Source organism: Streptomyces sp. AC512_CC834 (genome assembly GCF_019049325.1).
Classification (GTDB): Bacteria; Actinomycetota; Actinomycetes; order Streptomycetales; family Streptomycetaceae; genus Streptomyces.
The window spans coordinates 61,866-88,148 of sequence record NZ_JAGMUO010000055.1 but is presented as its reverse complement, the minus strand read 5'-3'; the positions used below and the strand labels follow the sequence as shown (position 1 = coordinate 88,148).

The following is a 26,283-nucleotide window of genomic DNA, read 5'->3' as shown; positions in this document are numbered from 1 at the left end:
ACCGGCAAGTGGCTCGTTTGGATCGACGGATGACTTTCACCGCCAAGAGCAGCAGGTCCAGGACGAGGCACACCGGTGCGGCGGTCGTCGCGCTCGCCGCCGCGGCGGCGCTGCTCGCGGGCTGTTCCTCCGACTCAGACTCCGACTCCGACAACCCGCTGGCAGGCGAGAAGGCGGAGGCCGGCACCGTCGTCGTCGGCTCGAACAACTTCGCCGAGAGCACCCTGCTCGCCGACATCTACGGCGAGGCGCTCAAGGCCAAGGGCCTCAAGGTGACCTACAAGCACAACATCGGCAGCCGTGAGACGACGTACGGCCTGATGAAGAACGGCTCGGTCACGGTGCTGCCGGAGTACAACGGCGCGCTGCTGTCCTACCTCGACCCCGAGGCCGAGCAGAAGTCCACCGAGGCGGTGAACGAGGCGGCGAAGGCCAAGCTCGACAAGAAGCTGACCCTGCTGGAGTCGTCGCCTGCCCAGAACAAGGACTCGGTGAGCATCAACGCCGAGACCGCGAAGAAGTACGGCCTCACCGCCGAGTCGACCCTCGCCGACCTCAAGGACATAGCGCCGGACCTGGTGATCGGCGGGTCCCCCGAGTTCCAGACCCGGCAGCAAGGGCTCAAGGGACTGGAGTCCGTGTACGGCCTGAAGTTCAAGTCGTTCAAGGCGCTCGACGCCGGCGGTCCGCTGACCCAGTCGGCGCTGACCAAGAACGACGTGCAGGCGGCGGACATCTTCACCACCGACCCGACCATCATCAAGGAGAAGTTCGTCGTCCTGAAGGACCCGGAGAACCTCTTCGGCTACGCGAACGTGACCCCGCTGGTCACCAAGGACGGGCTGTCCAAGGAGGGCGTCGCCGCGCTCAACGCGGTCTCCGCCAAGCTGGACACCGAGACGCTCCTCGACCTGGACGCGCAGGTCCAGCTCGACAAGAAGGACCCGCTGGACGTGGCCAAGGAGTGGCTCGGCTCGGCGGGCCTGAGCTGAGGCTCACGACGCCGCGGCCCCGGTCGCGGCGTCGATGAGCTGGTCGATCAGGGCGATGAGGACGTCCCGGCTGGAGGTCCGCTCCCGCGCGTCGCACAGCAGCACCTGAACGTGCTCAGGCAGCGCGAGGGCCTCGCGGATCTCCGCCGCCGGGTACGGATGCCGTCCGTGGAAGCCGTTGACGGCGACGACGAAGGGAATGCCCCGGCGCTCGAAGAAGTCGATCGCGGCGAAGCTCGACTCGGGCCTGCGGACGTCGACCAGGACCACCGCCCCGAGAGCGCCGATCGACAGGTCGTTCCACATGAACCAGAACCGCTGCTGACCGGGCGTACCGAAGAGGTACAGCACCAGGTCCCGGCCGATGGTGATCCGCCCGAAGTCCAGCGCCACGGTCGTGGCCCGCTTCTCCTCGATGCCGGCGAGATCGTCGACGTCGAGTCCCGCCGCGGTCAGCGGCTCCTCGGTGCGCAGCGGGGCGATCTCGCTGACCGACCCGACCATGGTGGTCTTGCCGACGCCGAAACCGCCGGCGATCAGGATCTTGACGGCATCCGGCGCGGTGGAGCGCGCGGTGGAGCGTGCGGATGCCGTCGGCGCCTCAGCGACGCGCTCAGAGCCGGCCAAGGCCGTCCCTCACTTTCTGCAGCAGGTCCAGGTCCGGGTTGGCACGGGAGACGAGGTGCGGCGGCCGCGCGGTGATCCGGCCGGCCTCCAGCAGGTCCGAGAGCAGGATGACGGCCACACTCACCGGCAGGTCGAGGCGGGCCGCGACCTCGGCCACGGCGAGCGGCTCGGCGCACAGCCGCAGGATCCGCAGGTGCTCGGGCTGCGGTCGCGCTGCCCGGCTGGGCTGCGGGTCCAGCGCGGTCACCGTCGTGATGAGGGTGAAGTCGGCGCGGCTGGGCCGGGTCCGCCCGCCGGTCAGGGTGAACGGCCGCACCAGCCGGCCCCCCGCGTCGCCTCCGGTCACGTCACTCGCCGGGTCCCGCGGTGGCCCGCGGTGCCGCGCTCAGGTGCTCGCCGATCTTCTTCACCAGCATGTTCATCTGGTACGCCACCACGCCGACGTCGGCGTTCGGCCCGGTGAGCACCACGAGGTGCGCGCCGGGACCCGCGGAGCTGAGTATCAGGTAGCTGTTGGCCATCTCGATCAGCGCCTGGCGCACCGGGCCGCCCCGGAAGTCCATGCTGACGCCCTTGCTGAGGCTCATCAGGCCCGACGCGGTCGCCGCCAGCCGCTCGGCGTCGTCACGCAGGAACCCGGTGGACTTGCTGACGACCAGTCCGTCCTCGGAGAGCACCACGGCCTGGTTCACGTCGGCGACCCGCTCCACGAGTCCGGTGAGCAACTGGTCCAGTTCCGTGTGTGTGGCGGGGGAGGGTCGGGTCATCGCGTGTCCTTCGTGGGCGGTCGGCGGTCGGCGGTCGGAGTCGAGGGGGCGGCGGCGGAGAGCACCTGCGCGTCGGCGTCCGTGTCTGCGCCCGTGCCCGCGCCCGGGTCGGTTTCGTCCGCGTCGTCGGTGTGGGCGCGCAGCGTGCCGCGCTGGAAACCGGCGAGGGACGAGGCGGCGCGCTCGGCCGTGAAGTCGGCGAAGTCGTCGGACGCGTCGCCCCGGCCGTCCCGCCCGGTGCCGGAGTCCTCGTCGCGCAGCTCGGCGGCGAGGCTGGTCTGCGGCACCCGGCGGGGCAGCGGCACCAGTCCGTTCCGCTCGTGAGGGGAGTCGGGCGAGTCGGGGGAATCTGAGGCGCCGGGTGAGCCGGGTGAGCCGGGTGAGCCGGGGGAGTCGGCGGAGGCCCCGGACCGGCTCGCGGGCACCGGTCGCGCCGGCCGTACGGACCGATCGGCGCCGTCCGCCTCCGCCCTCGGGGCGGCGGGCACGGCGGGCGCGGCGGGCGCGGCGGACGAGCCCGGTACCGGGCCCTCGGCTGCTCCGGGGCCGTCCGCACGGGCCGCCGTGTCACCGGTGCCGCCCGCGGCGCCGAACGGCTCGCGCGTCACGATGTCGTGCGGGACCAGCACGATCGCCGTGGTCCCGCCGTACGGCGAGGAGCGCAGCGTCACGGTGATGCCGTGCCGGTGCGCGAGGCGGGCGACGACGAACATGCCGAGCCGCAGGTCGTCGGCGAGCGCCACCACGTCGAACTGCGGAGCCACCGCCAACTGGGCGTTGAAGGAGGCGTAGTCCTCCTCCGACATGCCCAGTCCGCGGTCCTCGATCTCGATGGCCAGGCCCTTGGCCACCAGCGCCGCCCGCACCCCGACCGGGTTGGGGGCCGGGGAGTACGCGGTGGCGTTGTCGATCAGCTCGGCCAGCAGGTGGATCACGTCGGCCACCGCGGGCGGGGCCAGCGCCACCTCCTCGTCGGTGTGCAGCTCCACCCGCTGGTACTCGGCGACCTCGCCGACGGCGCTGCGCAGGATGTCGACCAGCGCCACGGGCTCGCGCCAGGTGCGCCGGGGCTGCTCGCCGCTGATGATGACGAGGTTCTCCTCGTAGCGCCGCAACTGACTGGCCGTGGAGTCCAGTTCGTACAGGCCCTTCAGGATCTCGGGGTCCGTGTGCTCGCGCTCCAGGGCGTCCAGCTTGCCGAGCTGCATGTTGACGAGGTTCTGGCTCTGCCGGGCGATGCCCAGGATCACCTTCTGGAAGCCGCGCCGCGTGTCGGCGAGTTCGACGGCGGTGTGCACGGCGGTGCGCTGCGCCGTGTTGAACGCCTGGGCAACCTGCCCGAGTTCGTCCCGCCCGTAGTCCAGGGGCGGGGTCGCCGACTCCACGTCGACCGTCTCGCCCCGCTCCAGCCTGGCCACCACTTCGGGCAGCCGTTCCTCGGCCAGGCTCAGGGTGGCCAGCCGCAGCCCGCGCAGCCGCCGGGACAGCGAGCGGGTGATGCGCCAGGACATGACGATGCAGAGCAGCAGGGCGACCAGGCCGCCCGCGCTGAGGATGCCGGCCTTGATCAGCAGACCGCGTGCCTCATCCGCGCTGCGGTCGAGGAGGCCGTCCGTCTGCTGCCGGATGAGCTGCCCGTACTGGGTGGAGATCTTCTCGAACGCGCTGATCCAGCGCTCCCGTGCGTCCGGCAGGTCGATCCGCTCGTCCCCGTCCGCCGCACGGGCCTCGAGCACCTGGTCCTCGACGTCCTGCATGGACTTCCACTCGGAGCTGGCGAGGATGCGCTCGGTCTGGGTCTTCGCGCTGCCCGTCAGAGAGGGGACGATCTGGTCCTGCACCAGCCAGCGGCGGGTGTGCACCAACTGGGCGAACCGGGACCACTGCTCCTCGTCCATCCGGTCGGACGGCCAGGCCAGCGTGAGCCGGGCGTCCTCCTGGGAGACCAGCTCCGCGGCGTGCTCCAGGGCGACCAGCGGACCCGCCTGGGAGGTGAGGTCGCCGTCGTCGACCTGGGAGAGTTCCTGGAAGGCGTGGATCTGCTCGTCGACGATAGAGGTGTACTGGTCGAGCGCCTGCTCGGCGGTGATGTCGCTGGGGTTGTCCACCTGGCTGCGGTAGTACTCCAGGCTGCCCACCGAGCCGAGTACCGAGTAGAGCTGCTCCGAGATCCGGGAGGGCGCGCTCTCGATCGCGTCGGACTGGCCGACCAACTGCGCGACCGCCGCGTCCGTCTTCTCGCGCTGCGCGTCCAGTGCCGTCCGGTCGCCGTCCGGCGCGGCCAGCCAGGCCGCCGACAGACTGCGCTCCTTCTGCAGGGCCAGGGTGGCCTCGGTGCCCATGGCCCCGGTGTCGCGGCTCAACTCGGTCTGCGCGCGCAGCCGCAGGCCCTCCGAGAACATCTGGATCGTCGTCACGCCCCACACGGCGGCGAGGGTGACGCCGGGAACCAGGGCCAGAAGGATCAGGGAGAGACGTATGGAGCCGAGGCGGCGTCGGGCACCCTTCTTCCGTGTCTTCCGTGCAGGCATCGTCGTCCTAGGCGATCAGTGGGGGAGGGTGGCGAGGGGGGCGGTCACCGGGTGCCGCCCGCGGCGAACTCGGCGACCGCGTCGGCGTTCGTCCGGGTCACGAACGCGGGGCCGGTCAGCACGGGGGCCACTCCGCCGCCGCTCACGTTGCCGTTGGTGCGGTACAGCCAGAGCGCGTCCACCGCGAGATAGCCCTGGAGATACGGCTGCTGGTCCACCGCGAACTGGACGTCCCCGCTCTTGACGGCGGCGACCAGGTCGTTGTCGAGGTCGAAGGTGGCGACGTGGGCGCTGCTGCCCGCCTCGTCGACCGACTTGACCGCGGTCAGCGCGAACGCCGCGCCGTTCATGACGACTTCGTCGATGCTGCGGTCCTGCCGCAGCCGCGCGGTGACGGCGGCGCCGACCGCCTTCATGTCGGTGCCCTCGACGTAGAGCATCTCGCTCTCGCCCTTGAAGGTCTTCTTCACGCCCGCGCAGCGGGCCTCCAGGGCGACGTTGCCGCGCTCGTGGATGACGCACAGGGCGTGCTTGGCCTTGAGGTCGTTCAGCTTGTCGCCGACGGCGCGGCCCGCGACGCTCTCGTCCTGCCCGAAGTATCCCAGGAGCCCGGTGGACCGCCAGGCGTCGATGCCGGAGTTGAGGCCGACCACGGGTATCCCGGCGGCCCTGGCCTCGGCGACCGGCGCCTTCATCGCCTGCGGTTTGGCCAGGGTCACGGCGATGCCGTCGACCTTGTCGCTTACGGCGTCCCGTACGAGGTCGGCCTGGTCGGCGGTGTCGGCGTCGCCGGCGTACGTCAGGTCGATGCCGTCCTTGGCGGCGGCCGCCTCGGCGCCCTTGCGCACCCGGTCCCAGAAGGCGTCGCCCTCACCGCCGTGGGTGACCATGACGATCTTCATTTGGTCGGCGCCGGACCCGCCCGCGGCGTCCGCGCTCGAGCCGTCCTCGTCCCCGCCGAGGGCGGAACAGCCGGCCGCCAGCAGACAGACGGCCACGGCGAGGGCCGCGGTGCGCGGACGTCCGGGGGAGTGGATGGACGGGGAACATGTACTCATGGGGGTTGGAGCACCTCGCTGTGCGGCCGAGCAGGAGGAACGGGACGAGTGGCCCGGAGCCGCGGGTCAGTGCGCCAACCGGGTGAAACTCGCCTGGCCGGAGCAAACCGCGTGTGACCGCTGGTAGTCAAGTGACCAGCGATCTGCTGTCAGTTGTCGGTGCCGCATCGTGATGAACGGGGAGACGAAAGCGGGCCGAAGCGGAATGCCGGGCGGTATGTCGAGCAGCGTGCCCGTGCCCGTGCCCGTGGGCGTCTGCGCTCCGCGGTGTCGGCAAGGAGACTGATCTGACGGACAGTTAGCCGGTGAGTTATCGTGTACGGGGGGTAAAGACAGGCGGCACGGTCTGTCGAGTTCCAGCCCAGGAGAGTTCAGCCGATGGCGAGGCAGCTACGCGCCGAGCAGACCCGCGCGACGATCGTCGGTGCCGCGGCCGACCTGTTCGACCGTCACGGCTACGAGTCGACCAGCCTGAGCGAGATCGTGGCCCACGCCGGGGTCACCAAGGGCGCGCTGTACTTCCACTTCGCGGCGAAGGAGGACCTCGCCCACGCCATCATGGAGATACAGTCCCGGACCTCCCGCCGGCTCGCGACGGACCTGGACGGGCGGGGCTACTCCTCGCTGGAGGCGCTGATGCGGCTCACGTTCGGCATGGCGCGGCTCTGCGAGGAGGGGCCGGTGCTGCGGGCCGGGCTGCGGCTCGCCACCGCGGGAGTGCCGGTCCGGCCGCCGCTGCCGCACCCCTTCACCGAGTGGCGGGAGATCGCCACGTACCGGCTGCTCGACGCCGTCCGGCAGTCCGACGTGCAGCCGGACATCGACGTCGACTCCGTCGCCCACACCCTCGTCTGCTCCATCGTCGGCACCCGCGTCGTGAGCAGCACCCTGGAACCGGCCGGGCGGCAGCCCCGTCGCCTGGCCGAGATGTGGCACATCCTGATCCGGGGCATGGTGCCGGTGACCCGACGCGCCCGCTACCTCACCCTCGCGGCCCGCCTGGAACGGGAGACGGGCGCGGCCTGACAGGGCATCCGGACAGGCGTCCGGGCGGGCGTCCGGGCAGGGCGCCGGTTCCGTCGGCGCGGTGCGGTCCGCGCGATACGGTGACGCGCATGCCCGACACCCCGTCCGAGCCCGCCCCCGTCATCCTCGGCAACGAGCCCGGGTCCTTCCCGTACGGCGTGCTGGCCGATCGGCACCCGGCCATCGTCCGGCAGGTGCGGGACGCGTTCCCCCACGACCCCGAGAGGCGACACGCGCTCGACGCGCTGCTCGCGAGCTGCGCCGACGGGGTGATCGAGCCGCTGCCCGCCGACGCCGACGCCACCGGCCGTGACCGGGACCGCTGGGCGGACTGGGGCATGGACGCGTACGCCGGCCGCTCCTGGTACGACGTGCCCTGGCTGTGGGCGGAGAGCCACTTCTACCGCCGGCTCCTCGACGCCGTCGGCTACTTCGGCCCCGGCGCCTGGCAGGGCGTCGACCCCTTCCGGCCCGCCAAGCTCGCCGAACTCGACGCACCGGAGACGGACGAGGAACTCGCCGCGCTCGACCGCCTCCCCGCCCTGAGCGCCGACGAGCGGACCCGGGCCCTGCTGCACGGCTCGCTCTGGGGCAACCGCGCCGACCTCGGCTTCCGCCTCTCCGACGCGGGCAGCGGCACCACCGACACCACCGCCACCAACGGCGAGGTGGGGGCCCTCGTCGCCGACGACAGCGACACCCTGTGGTCCCTGCTCCCGCCCTCCGGGACCGGCACCACCGGCCCCAACACCCTCTGCCTGGTCGCCGACAACGCGGGCCGCGAACTCGTCCCCGACCTGCTCCTCGTCTCGCACCTGCTCGCCGAGGGCCGCGTGGACCGGGCCGTCCTGCACGTCAAGCCGTACCCGTACTACGTCTCCGACGCCACGCCCACCGACGTGCTCGACGCGCTGCGGCGGCTCCTCGCGGCGGGCGGCGAGGCCACCACGTACGGCGAGCGGCTGTGGACCGCCCTGACCGACGGCCGCGTCACCGTCCGCGCCCACCCCTTCTCCTGCGCCCCGCTGCCGTACGCGGACATGCCCGACGACCTGCGCGAGGACTTCGCCGCGGCCACGGTCACCGTCCTCAAGGGCGATCTGAACTACCGCCGCCTGGTCGGCGACAGGTGGTGGCCGCCGACCACGTCCTTCGCGGACGCCACCGCCTACTTCCCCGGCCCCGTCGCCGCGTTGCGCACCCTGAAGTCCGACGTGATCACCGGCCTGACCGCCCGGACCGAGGCGGCACTGGTGGCGAGCGGCGAGCAGCGCTGGCGGACCAGCGGGACGCACGCCCTGATCCAGGTCAGGCGGTGACCCAGGTCAGACGACGACCCCGGGTCGGGTGCTGAGCGAGAAGTTCCCGGATTCCGCACTGATTCACGCGATGGTGTGATCATGTCCTGCCCGGGGGATGTGTCCGAAGTGCCCTGGGTAGTGCCCGCCCATGACGCAACAGCCCTTCGAACTCCCGCACTTCTACCTGCCGCATCCCGCGCGGCTCAACCCGCATCTCGACGAGGCACGCGCCCACTCGACGACGTGGGCGCGCGAGATGGGCATGCTGGAGGGCTCCGGGGTCTGGGAGCAGTCCGACCTCGACGCCCATGACTACGGCCTGCTCTGCGCCTACACCCACCCCGACTGCGACGGGCCGGCGCTCTCCCTGATCACCGACTGGTACGTGTGGGTCTTCTTCTTCGACGACCACTTCCTGGAGAAGTTCAAACGCAGCCAGGACCGCGTCGCGGGCAAAGCCCACCTGGACCGGCTCCCCCTGTTCATGCCGCTGGACCCGGCCACCGAGACGCCCGAGCCGGAGAACCCGGTCGAGGCGGGCCTCGCCGACCTGTGGGCCCGCACGGTGCCCGCGATGTCGGCCGACTGGCGCCGCCGCTTCGCCGTCGCCACCGAACACCTGCTCAACGAGTCCCTGTGGGAGCTGTCCAACATCAACGAGGGGCGTATCGCCAACCCCGTCGAGTACATCGAGATGCGCCGCAAGGTCGGCGGCGCCCCCTGGTCGGCCGGGCTCGTGGAGTACGCGACGGCCGAGGTGCCCGCCGCCGTCGCCGGGTCCCGGCCGCTCAGGGTGCTGATGGAGACGTTCTCCGACGCCGTGCACCTGCGCAACGACCTCTTCTCCTACCAGCGGGAGGTCGAGGACGAGGGCGAGCTGAGCAACGGGGTGCTGGTCTTGGAGACCTTCTTCGACTGCACCACCCAGGAGGCCGCCGAGCTGGTCAACGACGTCCTCACCTCCCGGCTGCACCAGTTCGAGCACACCGCGTTCACCGAAGTGCCCGCCGTGGCCCTGGAGAACGGCCTGGCCCCGCCCGAGACCGCCGCCGTCGGCGCGTACACCAAGGGCCTCCAGGACTGGCAGTCCGGCGGCCACGAATGGCACATGCGCTCCAGCCGGTACATGAACAAGGGCGAGCGTCCCCTGGCCGGCTGGCAGGCGCTGACCGGGCCCGGCACCTCAGCCGCGGACGTCGGCGCGCTGCTCGCCGCGGCGGTCGCCAAGCGTGCCCGCCCCTACACGTACGTGCCCTTCCAGAAGGTCGGCCCGTCGATCATCCCCGACATCCGCATGCCGTACCCGCTGGAGCTGAGCCCCGCCCTGGAGGGCGCCCGGCGGCACCTGTTCGAGTGGTCGCGGCGGATCGGCTTCCTCGGCGAGGGCGTCTGGGACGAGGACAAGCTCGCGAGCTGCGACCTCCCGCTGTGCGCCGCAGGACTCGACCCCGACGCCACCCAGGACCAGCTCGACCTCGCCTCCGGCTGGCTGGCCTTCGGGACGTACGGCGACGACTACTACCCGCTCGTCTACGGGCACCGCCGCGACCTCGCCGCCGCCCGGCTGACCACCGCCCGCCTGTCGGCCTGCATGCCGCTCGACGGCGAGCCGGCCCCGCCGCCCGCCAACGCCATGGAACGCTCCCTGATCGACCTGTGGGCGCGCACGACGGCCGGTATGACGCCCGAAGAGCGGCGGCCGCTGAAGGCGGCCGTGGACACGATGACCGAAGCCTGGGTGTGGGAGCTGTCCAACCAGATCCAGAACCGCGTCCCCGACCCGGTGGACTACCTGGAGATGCGGCGCGCCACCTTCGGCTCCGACCTGACCCTCGGCCTGTGCCGAGCCGGACACGGCCCGGCCGTGCCGCCCGAGGTCTACCGCAGCGGACCCGTCCGCTCCCTGGAGAACGCGGCGATCGACTACGCCTGCCTCCTCAACGACGTCTTCTCGTACCAGAAGGAGATCGAGTACGAGGGCGAGATCCACAACGCGGTCCTCGTCGTGCAGAACTTCTTCGGCGTCGACTACCCGGCCGCCCTCAATGTCGTGCAGGACCTGATGAACCAGCGCATGCGCCAGTTCGAGCACGTCGTCGCGCACGAACTCCCCGTCGTGTACGACGACTTCCAGCTCTCCGAAGAGGCGCGGACCATCATGCACGGCTATGTCGCCGACCTCCAGAACTGGATGGCCGGCATCCTCAACTGGCACCGCAACGTCCCGCGTTACAAGGCCGAGTACCTCGCGGGACGCACCCACGGCTTCCTCCCGGACCGGATCCCGGCCCCGCCCGTACCCACGCCGATCCCGGTGTCGAGGAGCCGTCCCGCCCTGACGTCCTGAAGCCCTGACGCCCTGACCGACGTTCAGTCTCACTCTTTCGTGGCTCGTCCCGCACCGGTGCGCCGGGTAGAGCACCTGCCGGAGGCGATCCATGGAACAGACAGCGTTGCGTCCCAAGCCGATGCCCGGCCGGGAACCGGGCCCCGGCACCACGCCCGACAGCGCCCGGCGCCCGCATGCCGGGCGCCGGCGCCGCCGGCGGCTCACCACCCTGCTGCTCGGCGTGCTCGCCGCGGCCGCCCTCCTCTTCGCGGGCGTGGGACTCGGCACGGTGGGCGCCACCGTGATCGGCATGAGCAAACTCGCCGAACTGCAACAGCAGGCCGGGGCGCCGGGAGGGAAAGCGGGAGAGGGAGAGGGAGCGGGGGCGGGGGTGCAGTCCGGCACCCGGGCCGCCCCGGCCCACCCGTCGGCCGCTCCGTCCCCCTCCCCGGCGCCGGCCGGCGCGACCCTCGGCGTCGAGGCCGTGGACGACGAGAAGCCGGGAGCCCGGATCGTGGGTGTCCACGTGCCCGGCCCCGGGTACACGGCGGGCCTGGTGCGCGGGGACGTACTCCTGGCCTTCGGCACGACCCGCGTCGACTCGGCGGCCGACCTCGCACACGCCGTGGCCCGCGCCAGACCCGGCAAGGAGGTCAAGGTCACCGTGCGCCACGAGAGCGGCGGCTACCAGCAGCTCACGGCCGTACCGGGCGTCGTCACATGACCGTACGGAAGTGGCTGGTGAGCCGTCCGGCGTCGTCCAGCACGTGGTAGGCCAGCCCGACCGGCGCGTCCCGGTCCGCGAGCTGCTCGCCCTCCCAGGGCAGGCGCAGGGTCCACGTCACCCCGGGGCCGACCGCCAGGGGCCGCCCGGCGAACACGGTGGCGGCGGGCGTGTGGGCGTGACCCGTGATCAGCCCCGCGATCCCGGGCCGCCGGTCCAGCAGCGCGGCGAGGCGCTCGGGATCGCGCAACCGGTAGGAGTCGGGCAGGGGGTGGTGCAGTGCCACGGGCGGGTGATGGAAGGCGAGGAGGGCCGGGCGGCCGCCGTCGAGCCCGTCGAACTCGTCGAGTCCGTCGAGCGACGCCTCGATCCAGTCGTACGTCTCCTCGTCCAGCTCTCCCTCGTCGCTGCCCGGAATGCTGGAGTCGCACATCAGGACCGCACCGCCGTCGAAGACACGCAGGTCGTTGACCGGACCGTCGGCGGCGGGGCGGTCGAGCAGGGCCTTGCGGTAGGGGGCGCGGCTGTCGTGGTTGCCGGGGCAGGTGAGCACGGGGAACGGTGCGGAGCCGTCGCGCAGCCCCAGGATCGCGGCGGCCTCCTCGTACTCCGCCTCCGCGCCGTGGTCCGCGACGTCCCCGGTCACCAGGAGCGCGTCCACCCGCCCCGGCAGCCGCCACAACCGGTCGCGCACCCGCTCGGCGCGCTCGGTCGCCCGCGGGCTTCCGTCCAGGTGGAGATCGCTGATGTGCGCGAGTACGAGCATGGTGCCGGCCTCCTTTGGGCGCCCGAACGGCAGGCTCCCGTAGCTAATGCTTGGAGCACATCAAACCATTAGTCGGGAGGGTTGCTCCATGCCAATCGGCTCGCGTCGCCCCCGTCCTGAGGGCAGGATGCTGCCGTGGTCCCTTCACTCTTTCGCCCCGGGAGGCCCGGATGACCGGCAGCAGCCCCGCCGCTTCCTTCACCGCCGACGACTACCGGGCCCGCATGGAGCGCGCCGCGCGCGAGGCCGCCGACGCCGGGCTTGCCGGGCTACTGGTGGCCCCGGGCCCCGACCTGGTGTGGCTCACCGGGTACGCGCCCACCGCGGACACCGAACGGCTCACCCTGCTCGTCCTCGCCCCCGGCCGCGACCCCGTGCTCGTCGTCCCGACGCTCGAGGCCCCCGACGCCGAGAAGGCGGCCGGAGCGCCCGCGCTGACCCTGCGCGACTGGACCGACGGCAAGGACCCCTACGCGGCCACCGCCGCCCTCCTCGACGGCTCGGGACGCTTCGGCATCAGCGACAACGCCTGGGCCATGCACCTGCTGGCCCTTCAGCGGACGCTGCCCGACACCTCCTACGCCTCCCTCACCGTGGCGCTGCCCATGCTGCGTGCCGTCAAGGACGCGGCGGAGCTGGAGCTGCTGGCCGCGGCGGGCGCCGCCGCCGACGCCGCCTTCGAGGAGATCCGCGAGGTCCGCTTCGGCGGACGCAGGGAGTCCGAGGTCGCCGCCGACCTCGCCGGCCTGCTGCGGCGCTTCGGCCACTCCCAGGTCGACTTCACCATCGTCGCCTCCGGGCCGAACGGCGCCAACCCGCACCACGACGTCGGCGACCGCGTCATCGAGGACGGCGACATGGTCGTCCTCGACTTCGGCGGCCTCAAGGACGGCTACGGCTCCGACACCTCCCGCACCGTCCACGTGGGCGAACCCACCGACGAGGAGCGCCGGGTGCACGACCTCGTCCGCGAGGCCCAGGAGGCCGGCTTCCGGGCGGTGCGTCCAGGCGCCGCCTGCCAGGACGTGGACCGGGCCGCCCGCGCGGTCATCGCCGGCGCCGGGTACGGCGAGTACTTCATCCACCGCACCGGGCACGGCATCGGCGTCACCACGCACGAACCCCCGTACATGATCGAGGGCGAGGAACAGCCCCTGGTGCCCGGCATGTGCTTCTCCGTCGAGCCCGGCGTCTATCTCCCCGGCCGGTTCGGGGTGCGCATCGAGGACATCGTCACCGTCACCGGGGACGGCGGCCGACGGCTCAACGACACCACCCGGGAGCTGGTCGTGGTCGAGTGACCGGTGACGGACGGACCCCGAACGCCCCGGCAGAACCGGAGGACGACGGCGCGAGATGACCCAGGCACCGACACCCACAGCGGACACCGTCCGCCGACTGGTCCGCTCCCTGCTGGGCGGGAGCACGGAACCCGACGTCCGGCCGGTCGCCGTCGGCGGCGCCGAACCCGACACCTGGTGGGTCGGCGCCCGGCACGTGCTGCGGCTCTCCCCCGACCGCGAGACCGCCGTGCGCCGGCGCCGCGAACTGCGGCTGCGTGAACTGGTCCGCCCGTACGCCTCCGTCGCGGTGCCCACGAGCGTGGCGCACGGCGAGTGGGCACCGGGCCTCACCTACACGCTGGACGCCAGACTGGCCGGCGGGTCCGGTGAGGACCACGACGTGTCCGCCCTGGGCGAGGCGGACCTCGCGGGGCTGCTCACCTCGGTGCGCGAGGTGCCGGTCCGCCAGGCCGAGACACTCGGCGTGCCACGGGCGGCCCCGCGCTCCCTGGAGACCCTGCGGCAGGCCGCCGAGCGTGCCGTCCGCCGCCTCGCCGCGGCCGACGAGTTCGACGCCGCGCGGCCGGAGCGGCTCACCCGGGAGGCGGCCGCCCAGCTCGCCGTCCAGCCGGGCGCGGCGGTCCTCGTCCACCACGCGCTGACCGGCGAGCACCTCGTCGTCAGCTCCGACGGCCGGGTGCGCGGCGTACTCGGCTGGTCCGACGCGGTCCTCGGCGACCCGGCCGAGGACATCGCCGGGCTCGCGCTCTCCGTCGGCTCACCCGCCGCCGTCCGCGCCGCCACCCTCGCCGGTTACGGTGCCCGGCCCTGCCTGCGCGGCCTGTGGCTGGCCCGCTGCGACACGGTCGTCCGGCTCGCGGAGGCACTCGCCGGCCGCTCCGACGCCCCGCTGCCCCTGCCCCTGCTCAGGACCCGGCTGCGCCGCGCCTGGGAACCGATCCTCCTGGAACGGGTGACGGAGCTGCGCGAGGACGGCGCGAGCGACACCCCCTGAGCGGCCCTCGCTCCGGTACGGCGCCCGCGAGGCAGCCCCGCCTCACCCCGCTCGCCTCACTCCTGACTCCTGCCGCCTCACTCCTGCGCCAGCACCACGCTCGACTCGCCCGGTACGCACAGCAGCCCGTCCGCGCCCGGTCCCTCCACCGGCTCCCACGCCGCGAGTACGCGCGCGGGGCGGCTGCCCAGCGGGATCGCCGCCGGCTCGGTGCCCAGGTTGACCGCCACCCGGATGTCGCCGCGCCGGAAGGCCAGCCAGCGCGCCGCACCGTCGTACGCCACCCTGGTGTCGGCCAGGTCGGGGTCGGTCAGGTCCGGCTCCTCGCGACGCAGGGCGATCAGCCGCCGGTACCAGTCCAGTACGCGCGCGTGCGGCTCCCGTGCCGGCTCCGACCAGTCGAGGCAGGAGCGCTCGCGCGTCGCCGGGTCCTGCGGGTCGGGCACGTCCTCCTCGCGCCAGCCGTGCGCGGCGAACTCCCGCCGCCTGCCGCGCCGTACCGCCTCGGCCAGCTCCGGGTCGGTGTGGTCGGTGAAGAACTGCCACGGCGTGCCGGCCGCCCACTCCTCGCCCATGAACAGCATCGGTGTGAACGGCGCGGTCAGCGTCAGCGTGGCCGCGCAGGCCGCGAGGCCGGGGGAGACCAGCCCGGCCAGGCGGTCGCCCTGGGCGCGGTTGCCGACCTGGTCGTGGGTCTGGCTGTAGCCCGTCAGCCGGTGCGCCGCCACCCGGCCGCGGTCCAGCGCACGGCCGTGGGAGCGGCCCCGGAAGCCGGAGTAGGTGCCGTCGTGGAAGTAGCCCCGGGTCAGCGTCTTGGCGAGCGCCGACATCGGGTCGCGCGCGAAGTCGGCGTAGTAGCCCTGCGACTCCCCGGTCAGCGCGGCGTGCAGGGCGTGGTGGAAGTCGTCGTTCCACTGCGCGTGCACGCCCAGGCCGCCCTCCGCGCGCGGGGTGATGATCCGCGGGTCGTTCAGGTCGGACTCGGCGATCAGGAAGAGCGGGCGGTCCAGGTCGGCGGCGAGGTCGTCCACGGCGGTCGACAACTGCTCCAGGAAGTGGCACGCGCGTGTGTCGGCCAGGGCGTGCACCGCGTCCAGGCGCAGCCCGTCGATCCGGTAGTCCCGCAGCCACGCCAGCGCGCTGTCCACCAGATACGCCCGCACCTCGTCCGAGCCGGGCGCGTCCAGGTTCACGGCGACGCCCCAGGGCGTGTGATGGGTGTCGGTGAAGTACGGGCCGAAGACCGGCAGGTGGTTGCCGGAGGGGCCCAGGTGGTTGTGCACCACGTCCAGGACCACGCCCAGGCCGAGTTCGTGGGCCCGGTCGACGAACCGTTTCAGCGCCTCGGGCCCGCCGTACGGCTCGTGCACCGCCCACGGCGAGACCCCCTCGTACCCCCAGCCGTACCGGCCGGGGAAGGGGCACAGCGGCATCAACTCGACGTGTGTGACGCCCAGCCGCACCAGGTGCTCGAGACGCGCGGCGGCGGCGTCGAGCGTGCCCTCGGGCGTGTACGTCCCCACGTGCAGCTCGTACAGGACGCCGCCGGGCAGCGGGCGCCCGGCCCACTCGGCGCGCCACGCGTACCGCCCGTGGTCGACGACCGCACTCGGCCCGTCCGGTCCGTCCGGCTGGCGGCGCGAGCGCGGGTCCGGCAGCACCGGCCCGTCGTCCACCGCGAAGCCGTACCGCGAGCCGCCCTGCGCCTCGGCCTCACCGCACCACCACCCCGGTCGTCCCGGATCACGCTCCAGCGCGCGCGTGGCGCCGTCGCACCGCAACGTCACTCGGCCGGCCTGCGGTGCCCACACCTCGAACTGCACGGACGGTTCCCCTTCGTCTGCTCACCGTGATGTAGCCCGCGTCCATGGTCCTGCAAAAGGGATCATTCCGCTGGGGATTGCCCCCGTTCGCGGCGGGTGTCGTGCCGCTGTCGTGCCGTACCGCGCGCGGGGGAGGCCGTTTTCCCGTTTCCCGTTTTCTGGACACTCCGGCCGGGCTGACCGACAATCAGCTCCGTGACGTCGTCCTTCGAGTTCAACACGTACCCCGCGCGGTTGTCCGACGCGGAGCGCGACAAGGCGCTGAAGGTACTCCGGGACGGCGTCGCCATGGGGCGTCTGTCGCACGACACGTTCATCCGCCGCATGGAGCTGGCGCTCACCGCCCGCCGTTCGGACGAGCTCGCCGCCCTCACCGCCGACCTGCCCACCGAGAGCCGGCTGTCGCGGCTGGTGTTCGGCACCGTCGAGGCGGTGTCCGGGTTCGGCGTACGGCTCGGCAGGGCCTGGCGGGCCGAGCGGCTGCCCAAGCTGCTGCTGCCGCACCCCGGCGCCGGCCCTTCGCTGCGCATAGGGCGCGACCCGGCGAGCGGGCTGCGGCTGAACCACGAGACGGTCTCCCGGGTGCACGCGGAACTCAGCCGCCAGGGCGGCATGTGGGTGCTGCGGGACCTGGGCTCCACCAACGGCACCACGGTCAACGGACGGCGGGTCATCGGCGCGGCCGTCGTCCGCGAGGGCGACCAGATCGGCTTCGGCCGGATGGCCTTCCGCCTGTCCGTCGACTGACGCGAACCGACGCGACGGAGCCCGCCCGGACCGACCCCGCAGGATCTCTGGCCTGGGCATCACTCGGTGTCGCGCCCGTTTCGTGGGGCAGATCCCTTTGCTTTTCGTGGTGTTGACGTACCTTCCAAGTCGTGACTGACTGTGCGTACACCGCGCACGCCAGGTGAATCGACGGCCCGCATTCGTGGAGGTGTGCCCTGCCGCCCCTCCTGCGCTACCCGACCGTGGACGAGCTGGGTGCCGGGGCCGCCGCACTCGTCGCCCGGTACCCCCGACACGCCCGGCTGCGGCGCGTCGGCACCTCCCGCGCGGGCATCCCGCTGCTGCTGCTCTCCGTCGGCCACGGCAGCCGTCAGGTCCTCGTCGTCGCCGGACCGCACGCCAACGAGCCCGTGGGCGGCGCCACCGCCCTGCGGCTGGCCGAGCGGGCCGCGGCCGACCCCCGGCTCACCGAGGGCGCCGACGCCACCTGGAACCTGCTGCTGTGCGTCGACCCCGACGGCCTGCGCCGCAACGAGGGCTGGCTGACCGGCCCGTACACCCTCGGCCGCTACGCCCGGAACTTCTTCCGGCCCGGCTTCCTGGAGCAGCCCGAGTGGCTGCCCGACGGCCCGGACCGCGCCACCCTGCCGGAGACCCGCACCCTGCTCGCACTCCAGGACGAACTGCGGCCCTTCCTGCAGTGCTCGCTGCACGGCGTGGACGTCGGCGGCGGCTTCGTCGAGCTGACCCACGACCTGCCGGGCCTCGCCCAGCGCATCGCCCACACCGCGGCCCGGCTCGGCGTCCCCCGCGAACTCGGCGCCTACGACACCCTGTACTGGCCCGACCTCGGACCCGCCGTCTACCGCATACCGCCGCCCCGGCGCGGCGACCTCACCGCGGCCATCACCGAGGCCGCCGTCGACTCGACGTGGTGCCACCCGCGGCGCTACGGCACCGTCACCGCGGTCGTCGAGGCGCCCATGTGGGGCGTGGCGGGCGTGGCGGACGGCTCGCCCCCGGCCGACCGGGACGCGGTGCTGCGCTCCGTGAGCCGCACCCTGCGCCAGGACACCCGGCGCCTGCACCGCGTCCTCGCCCGCGTCCGGCCCCACCTCGCCGCCGTGCCGGAGGCGGCGCACCTCCTCGCACCGGTCGACGACTACCTGCTGGTCTGTCCCCGGCTCGCCGACGCGTGGGACCCGGACACCGACGACGGTTCGGGCCGCTCGCTGCCGCCGATGAACACCGCCCACCTGGTCGCGCTGCGCCTGGCCGGTCGACGCCTGTCCCTGCGGACCGCGGGACTGCTGCATCAGCTCGTGACCCGCACCGGCGGCGATCCGGCGGGCGTCCTGCCCGAACTGGACCGGCTCGTCGACGAGGGCTGCGCCGACTACCGCGACGGCTGCGCGGCCCACTGGATACCGGTCGCGCGCCAGGTCGAGTACCAGACACGGGTCGTACTCGCCGCGTTCGAACTGGCCGGGCGGCGCCGCACCGCGGGCTCCCGTTCGGGTGAGCCGGGCTGGGGTTCCGAGGCCGCGGTGCCGATGCACCGGGAATGACCCACACCCTCACGACCCTCACGGCCACTGCCGCCCGGGCCGGCCTCCTGGCGCTCGCGGCCACCCTCCTCGTCGTCTGCGCAGTCCCGGCGCAGGCCGCCGCCGGGCGGGCCACGTCGAGCGACTGGCTCCTCCTCACGGTCAGTCGCGGCGACGCCCGCTCTGGTGCCACCCGCACCGCCCTGCTGCTGTGCGACCCGCCCCGCGGCCACGCCCGCGCGGCGCGCGCCTGCGCGGAACTCGACGCGACGGACGGCCGCATCGCCGACCTCCCGCCGCGGGACGCCTACTGCCCGATGATCTACGCCCCGGTGACCGCCCACGCGCGCGGGCAGTGGCGGGGCCGGCCGGTGGAGTACACCCGGACCTTCCCCAGCCCGTGCGTGATGGCGGCGCGGACGGGGGCGGTGTTCGCACTGGACGGGCTGGACGGGCTGCACGGGTCGGCCGCGCAGGGGTGAGCCGGGCGCGGCGGTGTACGGGCATAGGTGGGGACGCACGCGCACACGCGCGTGACGATCAGCCGCCGTCCCCCTGCGCCTCCGCCTCCGCCGCCTCCGCCTGGTCCGTCCCCTCCACCCGCTCCAGCAGCGCCACCGGTCTGTCCGTGAAAAGGTCCGCCACGCGCGCGTGCCCCGTGAACTCCCGACCGGGCGCCAGCGTGTCGGCCCACCGGCCCGGCGGCAGCGGCAGTGTCGTGCCGCGCCAGCCGCCCGCCTCGGCGAGCCGTAGCGACAGCCGGGTCACGGCGGTCACGGCCTGCCCGGAGCGGGCGAACGCCACGCAGTGCGCGCCCGCCGGGCCCTCGGCGGGCAGCGGTTCATACGTCGCCGTGTCGCCGAAGGCGCCGGGCCGCCGCGCCCGAAGGGCCAGCGCCGCCCGGGTCACCGCCGTCTTCTCCCCGGCGCCCCGGGCGTCCCCGCCCCCGTCCCCATCCCCGTCGGTGGGGAAGTCCACCGGCCGGCGGTTGTCCGGGTCCACCAGCGCCAGGTACTCGTGCTCGGTGCCCTGGTAGAGGTCCGGCACGCCCGGCATCGTGAGGTGGGTCAGGGCGGTGCCGAGGACGTTGGCCCGGATGTGCGGCGCCAGGGCGGCGCGGAGGGCGGCCACCCGCTCGCCCGGCGCGCCGCACGGCCCCGCCGCGACGAACCGGGCCACCGCCTCCTCGTACGACGCCTCCTGTTCCGTCCAACTGGTGTGCATCCCCGCCTCGCGCACGTGCTTCAGCAGCGCCTCCCGCACGCGCTCCTCGTCCGCCCGGCCCAGACCGAACACCGTCTGCCAGGCCGCCCACGCCACCTGGGCGTCCGGCACCCCCTCGCCCGTACGGGTAACCTCCGCCAGGACGTCCGCCCACCGCCCGGGGCACTGCGTGAGCACCGCCAGCGCGGCGCGCACGTCGGCGCTGCGCTTGGTGTCGTGGGTCGTGACGACCGTCCCCGTCGCGGGCCAGTCGCGCTGCACGCGCGCGCAGTACGCGTGGAACTCCTGGGACGACACCGCCGGACTCCCGGGGTTCCCGCCGACCTCGGTCGCCGACAGCAGCGGCACGTAGCGGTAGAACGCCGTGTCCTCGACCGACTTCGCGCGCAGCGCCGACGCCGTCTGCGCGAACCGCGTCCGGAACTCCACGTGCTCGGGACCGTCCCCGTACCGCCCCAGCACGAGATCCCGTACGACGTCCACCGCGTCGGCCTCCTCGGGCACCGTGAAGGCGAGCCGGGCCTCGGCCGCCGCCTCCTCGGTGACGACCGTCGCCGCGTCCGCCGACGTGTACGGCCGGTACACCTCCGTCCGGACCAGCAGTTCCCGCGAGGCCGTGCGCAGCGCCCAGGGCGCCCGGTCGCGCAGCGCGGGGTCCGGCGAGGCGACGCACAGGCCGTGGGCCACCCGGGTCAGCCGGTCCATCTCCGTCGCCAGCTCGTGCGTGAGCACCTTGTACGCCGCGCGCCGCACCGTCGCCGCCCAGTCCCCGCCCCGGTCCGCCCGCGGGGCGGCGAACCCGCGGTACCGCCCGAGCAGTTCCCCGTACCCGGCCGGTTCCGTGAAGAGCCCGTCGACGTGCCGCAGGGCGTCGTAGCCGGTCGTGCCCGCGACCGGCCAGGCGGCGGGCAGCCGCTCCCCGTCCGCGAGGATCTTCTCCACCACCGTCCACCGGCCGCCGCTCGCCCGGTGCAGCCGCTCGAGGTACCCGCCGGGGTCGGCGAGGCCGTCGGGGTGGTCGACGCGCAGTCCGTCGATCACGCCCTCGCGCAGCAGCCGCAGGATCGTGGCGTGCGTGGCCTCGAACACCTCGGGGTCCTCCGCGCGCACGCCGATCAGCTCCGAGATGCTGAAGAAACGCCGGTAGTTCAGCTCGGTGCGGGCCAGCCGCCACCACACCGGGCGGTACCACTGTGCGTCCAGGAGCCGCGGCAGCGGCAGCTCCGCGGTGCCGTCCCGCAGCGGAAGGGCGTGCTCGTGGTAGCGCAGCACGTCGCCGTCGACCCGGAGGTCGTCCAGCACCTCGCCGACCGGGGCACCGAGCACCGGAAGCAGCAGTTGGCCGTCCTGCGCCTGCCAGTCGATGTCGAACCACCGCGCGTACGGCGACTCCGGACCCTCCCGCAGCACCTCCCACAGGGCGTGGTTGTGCTGCGGGGACATCGCCATGTGGTTGGGCACGATGTCCACCACCAGGCCGAGACCGTACTCCCGCGCGGTGCGCGCCAGCGCCCGCAACCCCTCCTCGCCGCCCAGTTCCTCGCGCACGCGCGCGTGGTCGACGACGTCGTAGCCGTGCCGCGAGCCCGGGACCGCCTCCAGGACGGGGGACAGGTGGAGATGCGACACGCCGAGCGAGGCCACGTACGGCACGGCCGCCGCCGCGGCCTCGAAGGGGAAGCCCGGCTGAAGCTGGAGCCGGTAGGTGGCCGACGGAGCGGGGACGGCGGGGACGGCGGGGGACGCGGGGGCGGCGGGGGAGGCCGAGGACGGCACCGGGTCGGGTCGCTCAGGTGTCATGGAGACCTACGTACCCGCCCCGCCGCCTTTCCTGTCACCGTCCCCCTGCACGGGTGCAGGGGGAGCCCGCCCCTACACGGGCCGCTGCAGCACCGTCAGGCTCCGGTCCAGCAGGGTCAGCCGGTCTCCTGCCTGCACCTTCGGTCCCGTGCCCGCGGGCACCCCCTCCGCCAGGGCCGTGTCGACGACCACCTCCCACTGCCGGCCGTGGTCGACCGGCACCACGAAGTCCAGCGGCTTCGGCGCGGCGTTGAACATCAGCAGGAACGAGTCGTCGGCGATGTGTTCCCCGCGGGTGCCGGGCTCGGAGATCGCGTTGCCGTTCAGGAACACCGTGAGGGCCGACGCGCGCGCCGAGTTCCAGTCCCGCTGCGTCATGTCCGCGCCCTCCGGGGTGAACCAGGCGATGTCCGACAGCTCGTCGTGCGTGCCCTGCACCGGGCGCCCGTGGAAGAAGCGGCGCCTGCGGAAGACGGGGTGGTCCTTGCGCAGCCACACCATCGCGCGGGTGAACTCCGACAGCGCGGTACCGGTACCGGTCCCGGTGCCGAAACCGGTGATGTCGTCGCCGCCGTCCGGCCACGCCACCCACGCCAGCTCGTTGTCCTGGCAGTAGGCGTTGTTGTTGCCCCGCTGGGTGCGGGCGAACTCGTCGCCGTGGCTGATCATCGGGACGCCCTGGGAGAGCAGCAGGGTGGCGGTGAAGTTCCGCATCTGCCGCGCCCGCAGCTCCAGCACCCCCGGGTCGTCGGTGTCGCCCTCGACGCCGCAGTTCCAGGAGCGGTTGTGGCTCTCGCCGTCGCGGTTGTCCTCGCCGTTGGCCTCGTTGCGCTTGTCGTTGTACGCCACCATGTCGTGCAGGGTGAAGCCGTCGTGGCAGGTCACGAAGTTGATGGAGGCCAGCGGGCGGCGCCCGTCGTCCTGGTAGAGGTCGGACGATCCGGTCAGCCGGGACGCGAACTCCGCCAGCGTGCGCGGCTCGCCGCGCCACAGGTCCCGCACCGTGTCCCGGTACTTGCCGTTCCACTCGGTCCACAGCGGCGGGAAGTTGCCCACCTGGTAGCCGCCCTCGCCCACGTCCCACGGCTCGGCGATCAGTTTCACCTGCGAGACCACGGGGTCCTGCTGCACCAGGTCGAAGAACGACGACAGCCGGTCCACCTCGTGGAACTGCCGGGCCAGGGTGGCCGCGAGGTCGAAGCGGAACCCGTCGACGTGCATCTCGGTGACCCAGTACCGCAGCGAGTCCATGATCATCTGCAGTACGTGCGGGGACCGCATGAGCAGCGAGTTCCCGGTCCCGGTGGTGTCCATGTAGTAGCGGGGGTCGTCGCCCAGCCGGTAGTACGAGGGGTTGTCGAGGCCTTTGAAGGACAGCGTCGGGCCCAGGTGGTTGCCCTCGGCGGTGTGGTTGTAGACGACGTCCAGGATCACCTCGATCCCCGCCTCGTGCAGCGCCTTGACCGCCGACTTGAACTCCAGCACCTGCTGGCCGCGGTCGCCCCAGGAGGCGTACGCGTTGTGCGGGGCGAAGAAGCCGACCGTGTTGTAGCCCCAGTAGTTGTTGAGGCCCATGTCCACCAGCCGGTGGTCGTTGACGAACTGATGGACCGGCATCAGCTCCAGCGCGGTCACCCCGAGCCCCGTGAGGTGCTCGATGAGCGCCGGATGCGCGAGGGCCGCGTAGGTGCCCCGCAGCTCCTCCGGCAGACCCGGGTGCCGCATGGTCAGGCCCTTCACATGGGCCTCGTAGATCACCGTGTGGTGGTACTCCGTCCGGGGGCGGCGGTCGTCGCCCCAGTCGAAGTACGGGTTGACCACGACCGACGTCATCGTGTGCGGCGCCGAGTCGAGGTCGTTGCGCCGTTCGGGGTCGCCGAAGTGGTAGCCGTACACCTCCTCGCCCCACTGGACCGCACCGCTGATCGCACGCGCGTACGGATCGAGGAGCAGCTTCGCCGAATTGCAGCGCAGTCCGCGCTCCGGGGCGTACGGGCCGTGCACGCGGTACCCGTAGCGCTGCCCCGGCATCACGCCCGGCACGAACGCGTGCCGCACGAAGGCGTCGCTCTCCCGCAGCTCGATCGCGGTCTCCGAGCCGTCGTCGTGCAGCAGACACAGCTCTACTCGGTCGGCGGCCTCCGTGAAGACCGCGAAATTGGTGCCGGCGCCGTCGTACGTGGCACCGAGTGGATACGCCTCTCCAGGCCAGACCTGCATGAACACGACTCTTTCAGGTGTGGGGCGCCGGTGCGGACGCCTTGGCTCCGAGTCCTGCGGAAGTCTCCCCGAAAGTGAGGCGACCGCCTAGCACGTACGTCCTCCTACCCACCCTTCGGCGTTCCGCTGCGTACCCGCTCCGTACCCGCCCCGGGGCGGGCGCGGGGGATCCTTCCCCGCACCCGGGCACGTCACCGCTATGAATCCGCTCACTCCCTGGTGTCAGGGCGACCGGAACACGCTTGTGGATCAAGGATGTTGGGAAAACCGGCCCGTCCATCGGGCTGCACCGCGGACCGCTCCCGGAGTACCCTTCCTTGATCGTTGAGACGGGGTGTCCCCGGCAGTGCTCCGGGGGAGCGGAAGGCGGTACTCGGGTGGGCTCGGGAGGGCTGGAGCTGCCTCCTGGTGACGACGGTCATCAGGGGAACTCCACGGACGTCCCGCCCGGTGCGGTGTCCCTGGCGCGGCCGATGGACGCGGGCGCGATCGGTCCGGAACTGGACTGGGACGCCGGCGCCTGGCACGAGGTGCGCACGCGTGCGCAGCGGGCGGGCCGGGCCTACATCTGGCTGAACCTCGTAGAGCAGCGCCTGCGCGCCGTCGTGGCCGCCGTCCTGCGGCCCATCTACGAACCGGTCCACGGCGACGACTGGGTGGTCGCCGCCGCCGGACCCGCCGGTCAGGAGTGGGTGCAGCGCGCCGTCGCGGTCCGTGAGGTCAGCCGCCGCAAGGGCTACCTGCTCGACCCGGCCGACGACAACGTCCTCAGCTTCCTCACCCTGCCGCAGTTGCGCGAGCTGATGGTGCAGCACTGGCCGTGCTTCGAGCCCTACGTGGACGAGCGCCGCGACGTCGAACTCGCCCTGGACGAGCTGGAGGTCACCCGCAACGTCGTCTCCCGCAACCGGGCGCTGTCCGAGGCGGTCCTGAGCCAGGCCGAACGGGCCTCGGCGCGGCTCCTCGAGGTGCTCGGCGCGGGCGGCGACGTGCCCTCCGCGCGCCGGCTGCCGGTCGACGCGGTGGAGGACCTGGTCGGCGACCGCTACGCCGACGTGGTCGCCGTGCACTCGGACCGGGTGCGGCTGCTGGGCCAGTTCCCCGCCGAGGACCTGTTCGGCGGCGCCCGTCGCGTGGACGCCCTCGGTATCGGCCTCAACCTGCTCGTGCAGAACTTCTCCGGCCGCCGCCTGGTGCGGATGGCCGAGTCCGGCGGCCGGGTGCGGCTGCTCTTCCTCAACCCGGCCTCCAGCGCGATCAAGCGCCGCGAGCGCGAACTGGGCATCAAGCGGGGCGAGCTGAGCCGGGCCGTGGAGATGAACATCCTGCACATGCGCCGGGTGCGTGCCCGGCTGCGGGACCCGGGCGCGTTCGAGATCCAGGTCTTCGACGAGACGCCCCGCTTCACGGCCTACCTGGTCGACGGGGACGGCGCCGACGGCATCGCGGTCGTACAGTCCTATCTGCGCCGCACCCGGGGGATGGAGGCGCCGGTCCTCGTGCTGCGCAACGGGCGCAACGGCGGCAAGGTCGTGAAGTCGGGCCGGCTCGACGAAGGCGGACTCTTCCCCACCTACCGTGAGGAGTTCGAGCTGATGTGGGCCGATTCGCGTCCGGTGTCGTGAATGTCGAGCCGGGGTGCGGGCGCGGTGCGGACGGGATAAGCGGAATGCGATCCTCTGATTGTCAGTGGCCCGTGGGAGGGTGGAGACCACTGGGGGAACGCACCACCAAGAAGGGGGACCGCCCATGGGCTGGCACCGGGAGCTGCTGATCGGCTTCGACCTGGAGACGACGGGCACCGATCCGCGCGAGGCGCGCATCGTCACGGGGGCCGTGATCGAGGTCAGGGGCGGGGAGCCGCTGGGCCGCCGGGAGTGGCTGGCCGACCCGGGCGTGGAGATCCCGGCGGACGCGGTGGCGGTGCACGGCATCAGCAACGAACGCGCGGCCAGTGAGGGCCGGCCCGCCGGCCAGGTCGCGGACGCCATCGCCGGAGTCCTCGCGGACCACTGGAAGGCGGGCGCCCCGGTCGTCGCCTACAACGCGGCCTTCGACCTCACCCTGCTCTCCGCCGAACTGCGGCGCCACGGACTCCCGTCGCTGCGCGAGCGCCTGGGCGGCCTGGACCCGGCCCCGGTCATCGACCCGTACACCATCGACCGTTCCGTCGACCGCTACCGCCGGGGCAAGCGCAATCTGGAAGCGGTCTGCCGGGAGTACGGTGTCCCGCTCGACGCGGCCCACGACGCCACGGCCGACGCCCTCGCCGCGGCCCGGCTGGCCCGCGCGATAGCCGGCCGCCACCCCAAGGTCGCGTCCCTCGGCCCGGCGGAGCTGCACCGCCGCCAGATCGAGTGGTACGCCGAGTGGGCGGCGGACTTCCAGAGTTTCCTGCGCCGCAAGGGCGACGCCACGGCCGTCGTCGACGGCACCTGGCCGCTGCGCGATCCGGCCGGGGAACCGGCCGACGAGCGGGTCTGACCCGACGCCTCCCCGTACCCCGGTGGCAGAAGGCCAG

General features: G+C 73.0%; 21 protein-coding genes. 12 read left to right on the top strand and 9 right to left on the bottom strand.

The window, feature by feature from the left end:
• Positions 1-29 precede the first annotated feature (29 nt).
• Positions 30-992: an ABC transporter substrate-binding protein gene (locus KUM40_RS20630; RefSeq protein ID WP_217167493.1), complete on the top strand. Its 963-nt coding sequence runs from the start codon at positions 30-32 to the stop codon at positions 990-992.
• A 3-nt stretch (positions 993-995) separates the two neighbouring features.
• Here the strand turns inward: KUM40_RS20630 and KUM40_RS20625 are convergent, their stop codons facing one another.
• Genes KUM40_RS20625 through KUM40_RS20605 form a run of 5 tightly spaced genes read right to left on the bottom strand, consistent with a single transcriptional unit; the run spans position 996 to position 5,975 of the window.
• Complete coding sequence (locus tag KUM40_RS20625) at positions 996-1,619, bottom strand: ATP/GTP-binding protein (protein WP_217167492.1); 624 nt, start codon at positions 1,617-1,619, stop codon at positions 996-998.
• Positions 1,606-1,965, bottom strand: a complete 360-nt coding sequence (locus KUM40_RS20620; protein WP_217167491.1) for a DUF742 domain-containing protein — start codon at positions 1,963-1,965, stop codon at positions 1,606-1,608. Before KUM40_RS20620 ends, KUM40_RS20625 begins: the two co-directional genes overlap by 14 nt.
• Position 1,966: 1 nt before the next feature.
• Positions 1,967-2,386, bottom strand: coding sequence for a roadblock/LC7 domain-containing protein (locus KUM40_RS20615; RefSeq protein ID WP_217167490.1), 420 nt, complete (start codon positions 2,384-2,386; stop codon positions 1,967-1,969).
• Positions 2,383-4,917: a nitrate- and nitrite sensing domain-containing protein gene (locus KUM40_RS20610; RefSeq protein WP_217167489.1), complete on the bottom strand. Its 2,535-nt coding sequence runs from the start codon at positions 4,915-4,917 to the stop codon at positions 2,383-2,385. The genes KUM40_RS20615 and KUM40_RS20610 overlap by 4 nt, the downstream gene beginning before the upstream one ends.
• Before the next feature lie 44 nt (positions 4,918-4,961).
• The gene (locus KUM40_RS20605) at positions 4,962-5,975 is read right to left on the bottom strand and encodes a substrate-binding domain-containing protein (RefSeq protein ID WP_217167488.1); all 1,014 of its coding nucleotides are present in this window, start codon (positions 5,973-5,975) and stop codon (positions 4,962-4,964) included.
• 378 nt (positions 5,976-6,353) lie between these two features.
• Here KUM40_RS20605 and KUM40_RS20600 point away from each other — a divergent pair, with 378 nt between their 5' ends.
• The 4 genes from KUM40_RS20600 to KUM40_RS20585 all read left to right on the top strand — a co-directional run bounded on the left by KUM40_RS20600 (position 6,354) and on the right by KUM40_RS20585 (position 11,355).
• On the top strand, positions 6,354-7,001 hold the full coding sequence (locus KUM40_RS20600; protein WP_217167487.1) for a ScbR family autoregulator-binding transcription factor: 648 nt from the start codon (positions 6,354-6,356) through the stop codon (positions 6,999-7,001).
• A gap of 89 nt (positions 7,002-7,090) precedes the next feature.
• Positions 7,091-8,320, top strand: a complete 1,230-nt coding sequence (locus tag KUM40_RS20595) for a damage-control phosphatase ARMT1 family protein (protein ID WP_217167486.1) — start codon at positions 7,091-7,093, stop codon at positions 8,318-8,320.
• 130 nt (positions 8,321-8,450) lie between these two features.
• Positions 8,451-10,649, top strand: a complete 2,199-nt coding sequence (cyc2, locus tag KUM40_RS20590) for a germacradienol/geosmin synthase Cyc2 (RefSeq protein WP_217167485.1) — start codon at positions 8,451-8,453, stop codon at positions 10,647-10,649.
• A gap of 91 nt (positions 10,650-10,740) precedes the next feature.
• Complete coding sequence (locus tag KUM40_RS20585; protein ID WP_217167484.1) at positions 10,741-11,355, top strand: PDZ domain-containing protein; 615 nt, start codon at positions 10,741-10,743, stop codon at positions 11,353-11,355.
• Here KUM40_RS20585 and KUM40_RS20580 read toward each other — a convergent pair.
• Entirely contained in the window at positions 11,348-12,121 is a 774-nt protein-coding gene (locus KUM40_RS20580; RefSeq protein ID WP_217167483.1) for a metallophosphoesterase, read from the bottom strand. The genes KUM40_RS20585 and KUM40_RS20580 overlap by 8 nt on opposite strands.
• A gap of 170 nt (positions 12,122-12,291) precedes the next feature.
• Between KUM40_RS20580 and KUM40_RS20575 the strand changes: the two genes are divergently transcribed.
• Together KUM40_RS20575 and KUM40_RS20570 are read left to right on the top strand one after the other, a co-directional pair.
• Positions 12,292-13,422 carry an aminopeptidase P family protein gene (locus KUM40_RS20575; protein ID WP_217167482.1) on the top strand — a complete coding sequence of 377 codons (1,131 nt, stop codon included), beginning with the start codon at positions 12,292-12,294 and terminating at the stop codon, positions 13,420-13,422.
• Between the two features lie 55 nt (positions 13,423-13,477).
• Positions 13,478-14,419: an aminoglycoside phosphotransferase family protein gene (locus tag KUM40_RS20570; RefSeq protein WP_217167481.1), complete on the top strand. Its 942-nt coding sequence runs from the start codon at positions 13,478-13,480 to the stop codon at positions 14,417-14,419.
• A gap of 77 nt (positions 14,420-14,496) precedes the next feature.
• Here the strand turns inward: KUM40_RS20570 and treZ are convergent, their stop codons facing one another.
• A complete protein-coding gene (treZ, locus tag KUM40_RS20565) occupies positions 14,497-16,242 on the bottom strand; it encodes a malto-oligosyltrehalose trehalohydrolase (protein WP_217167480.1) in 1,746 nt (581 codons plus the stop codon).
• Between the two features lie 195 nt (positions 16,243-16,437).
• Here treZ and KUM40_RS20560 point away from each other — a divergent pair, with 195 nt between their 5' ends.
• The 3 genes from KUM40_RS20560 to KUM40_RS20550 all read left to right on the top strand — a co-directional run bounded on the left by KUM40_RS20560 (position 16,438) and on the right by KUM40_RS20550 (position 19,000).
• The gene (locus tag KUM40_RS20560) at positions 16,438-16,989 is read left to right on the top strand and encodes a DUF1707 and FHA domain-containing protein (RefSeq protein ID WP_217167479.1); all 552 of its coding nucleotides are present in this window, start codon (positions 16,438-16,440) and stop codon (positions 16,987-16,989) included.
• A 224-nt stretch (positions 16,990-17,213) separates the two neighbouring features.
• Positions 17,214-18,539 carry a M14 family zinc carboxypeptidase gene (locus tag KUM40_RS20555; RefSeq protein WP_217167478.1) on the top strand — a complete coding sequence of 442 codons (1,326 nt, stop codon included), beginning with the start codon at positions 17,214-17,216 and terminating at the stop codon, positions 18,537-18,539.
• On the top strand, positions 18,536-19,000 hold the full coding sequence (locus KUM40_RS20550) for an SSI family serine proteinase inhibitor (RefSeq protein ID WP_217167477.1): 465 nt from the start codon (positions 18,536-18,538) through the stop codon (positions 18,998-19,000). Before KUM40_RS20555 ends, KUM40_RS20550 begins: the two co-directional genes overlap by 4 nt.
• A 58-nt stretch (positions 19,001-19,058) precedes the next feature.
• Here KUM40_RS20550 and treY read toward each other — a convergent pair whose 3' ends face one another.
• Entirely contained in the window at positions 19,059-21,542 is a 2,484-nt protein-coding gene (gene treY, locus KUM40_RS20545) for a malto-oligosyltrehalose synthase (protein ID WP_217167476.1), read from the bottom strand.
• Positions 21,543-21,614: 72 nt separating this feature from the next.
• Positions 21,615-23,762: a glycogen debranching protein GlgX gene (gene glgX, locus KUM40_RS20540; RefSeq protein ID WP_217167475.1), complete on the bottom strand. Its 2,148-nt coding sequence runs from the start codon at positions 23,760-23,762 to the stop codon at positions 21,615-21,617.
• 377 nt (positions 23,763-24,139) lie between these two features.
• Between glgX and KUM40_RS20535 the strand changes: the two genes are divergently transcribed.
• Together KUM40_RS20535 and KUM40_RS20530 are read left to right on the top strand one after the other, a co-directional pair.
• Positions 24,140-25,387: an SAV2148 family HEPN domain-containing protein gene (locus KUM40_RS20535; protein WP_217167474.1), complete on the top strand. Its 1,248-nt coding sequence runs from the start codon at positions 24,140-24,142 to the stop codon at positions 25,385-25,387.
• A 124-nt stretch (positions 25,388-25,511) separates the two neighbouring features.
• On the top strand, positions 25,512-26,246 hold the full coding sequence (locus KUM40_RS20530) for a 3'-5' exonuclease (protein ID WP_217167473.1): 735 nt from the start codon (positions 25,512-25,514) through the stop codon (positions 26,244-26,246).
• The last annotated feature ends 37 nt before the right edge of the window (positions 26,247-26,283 follow it).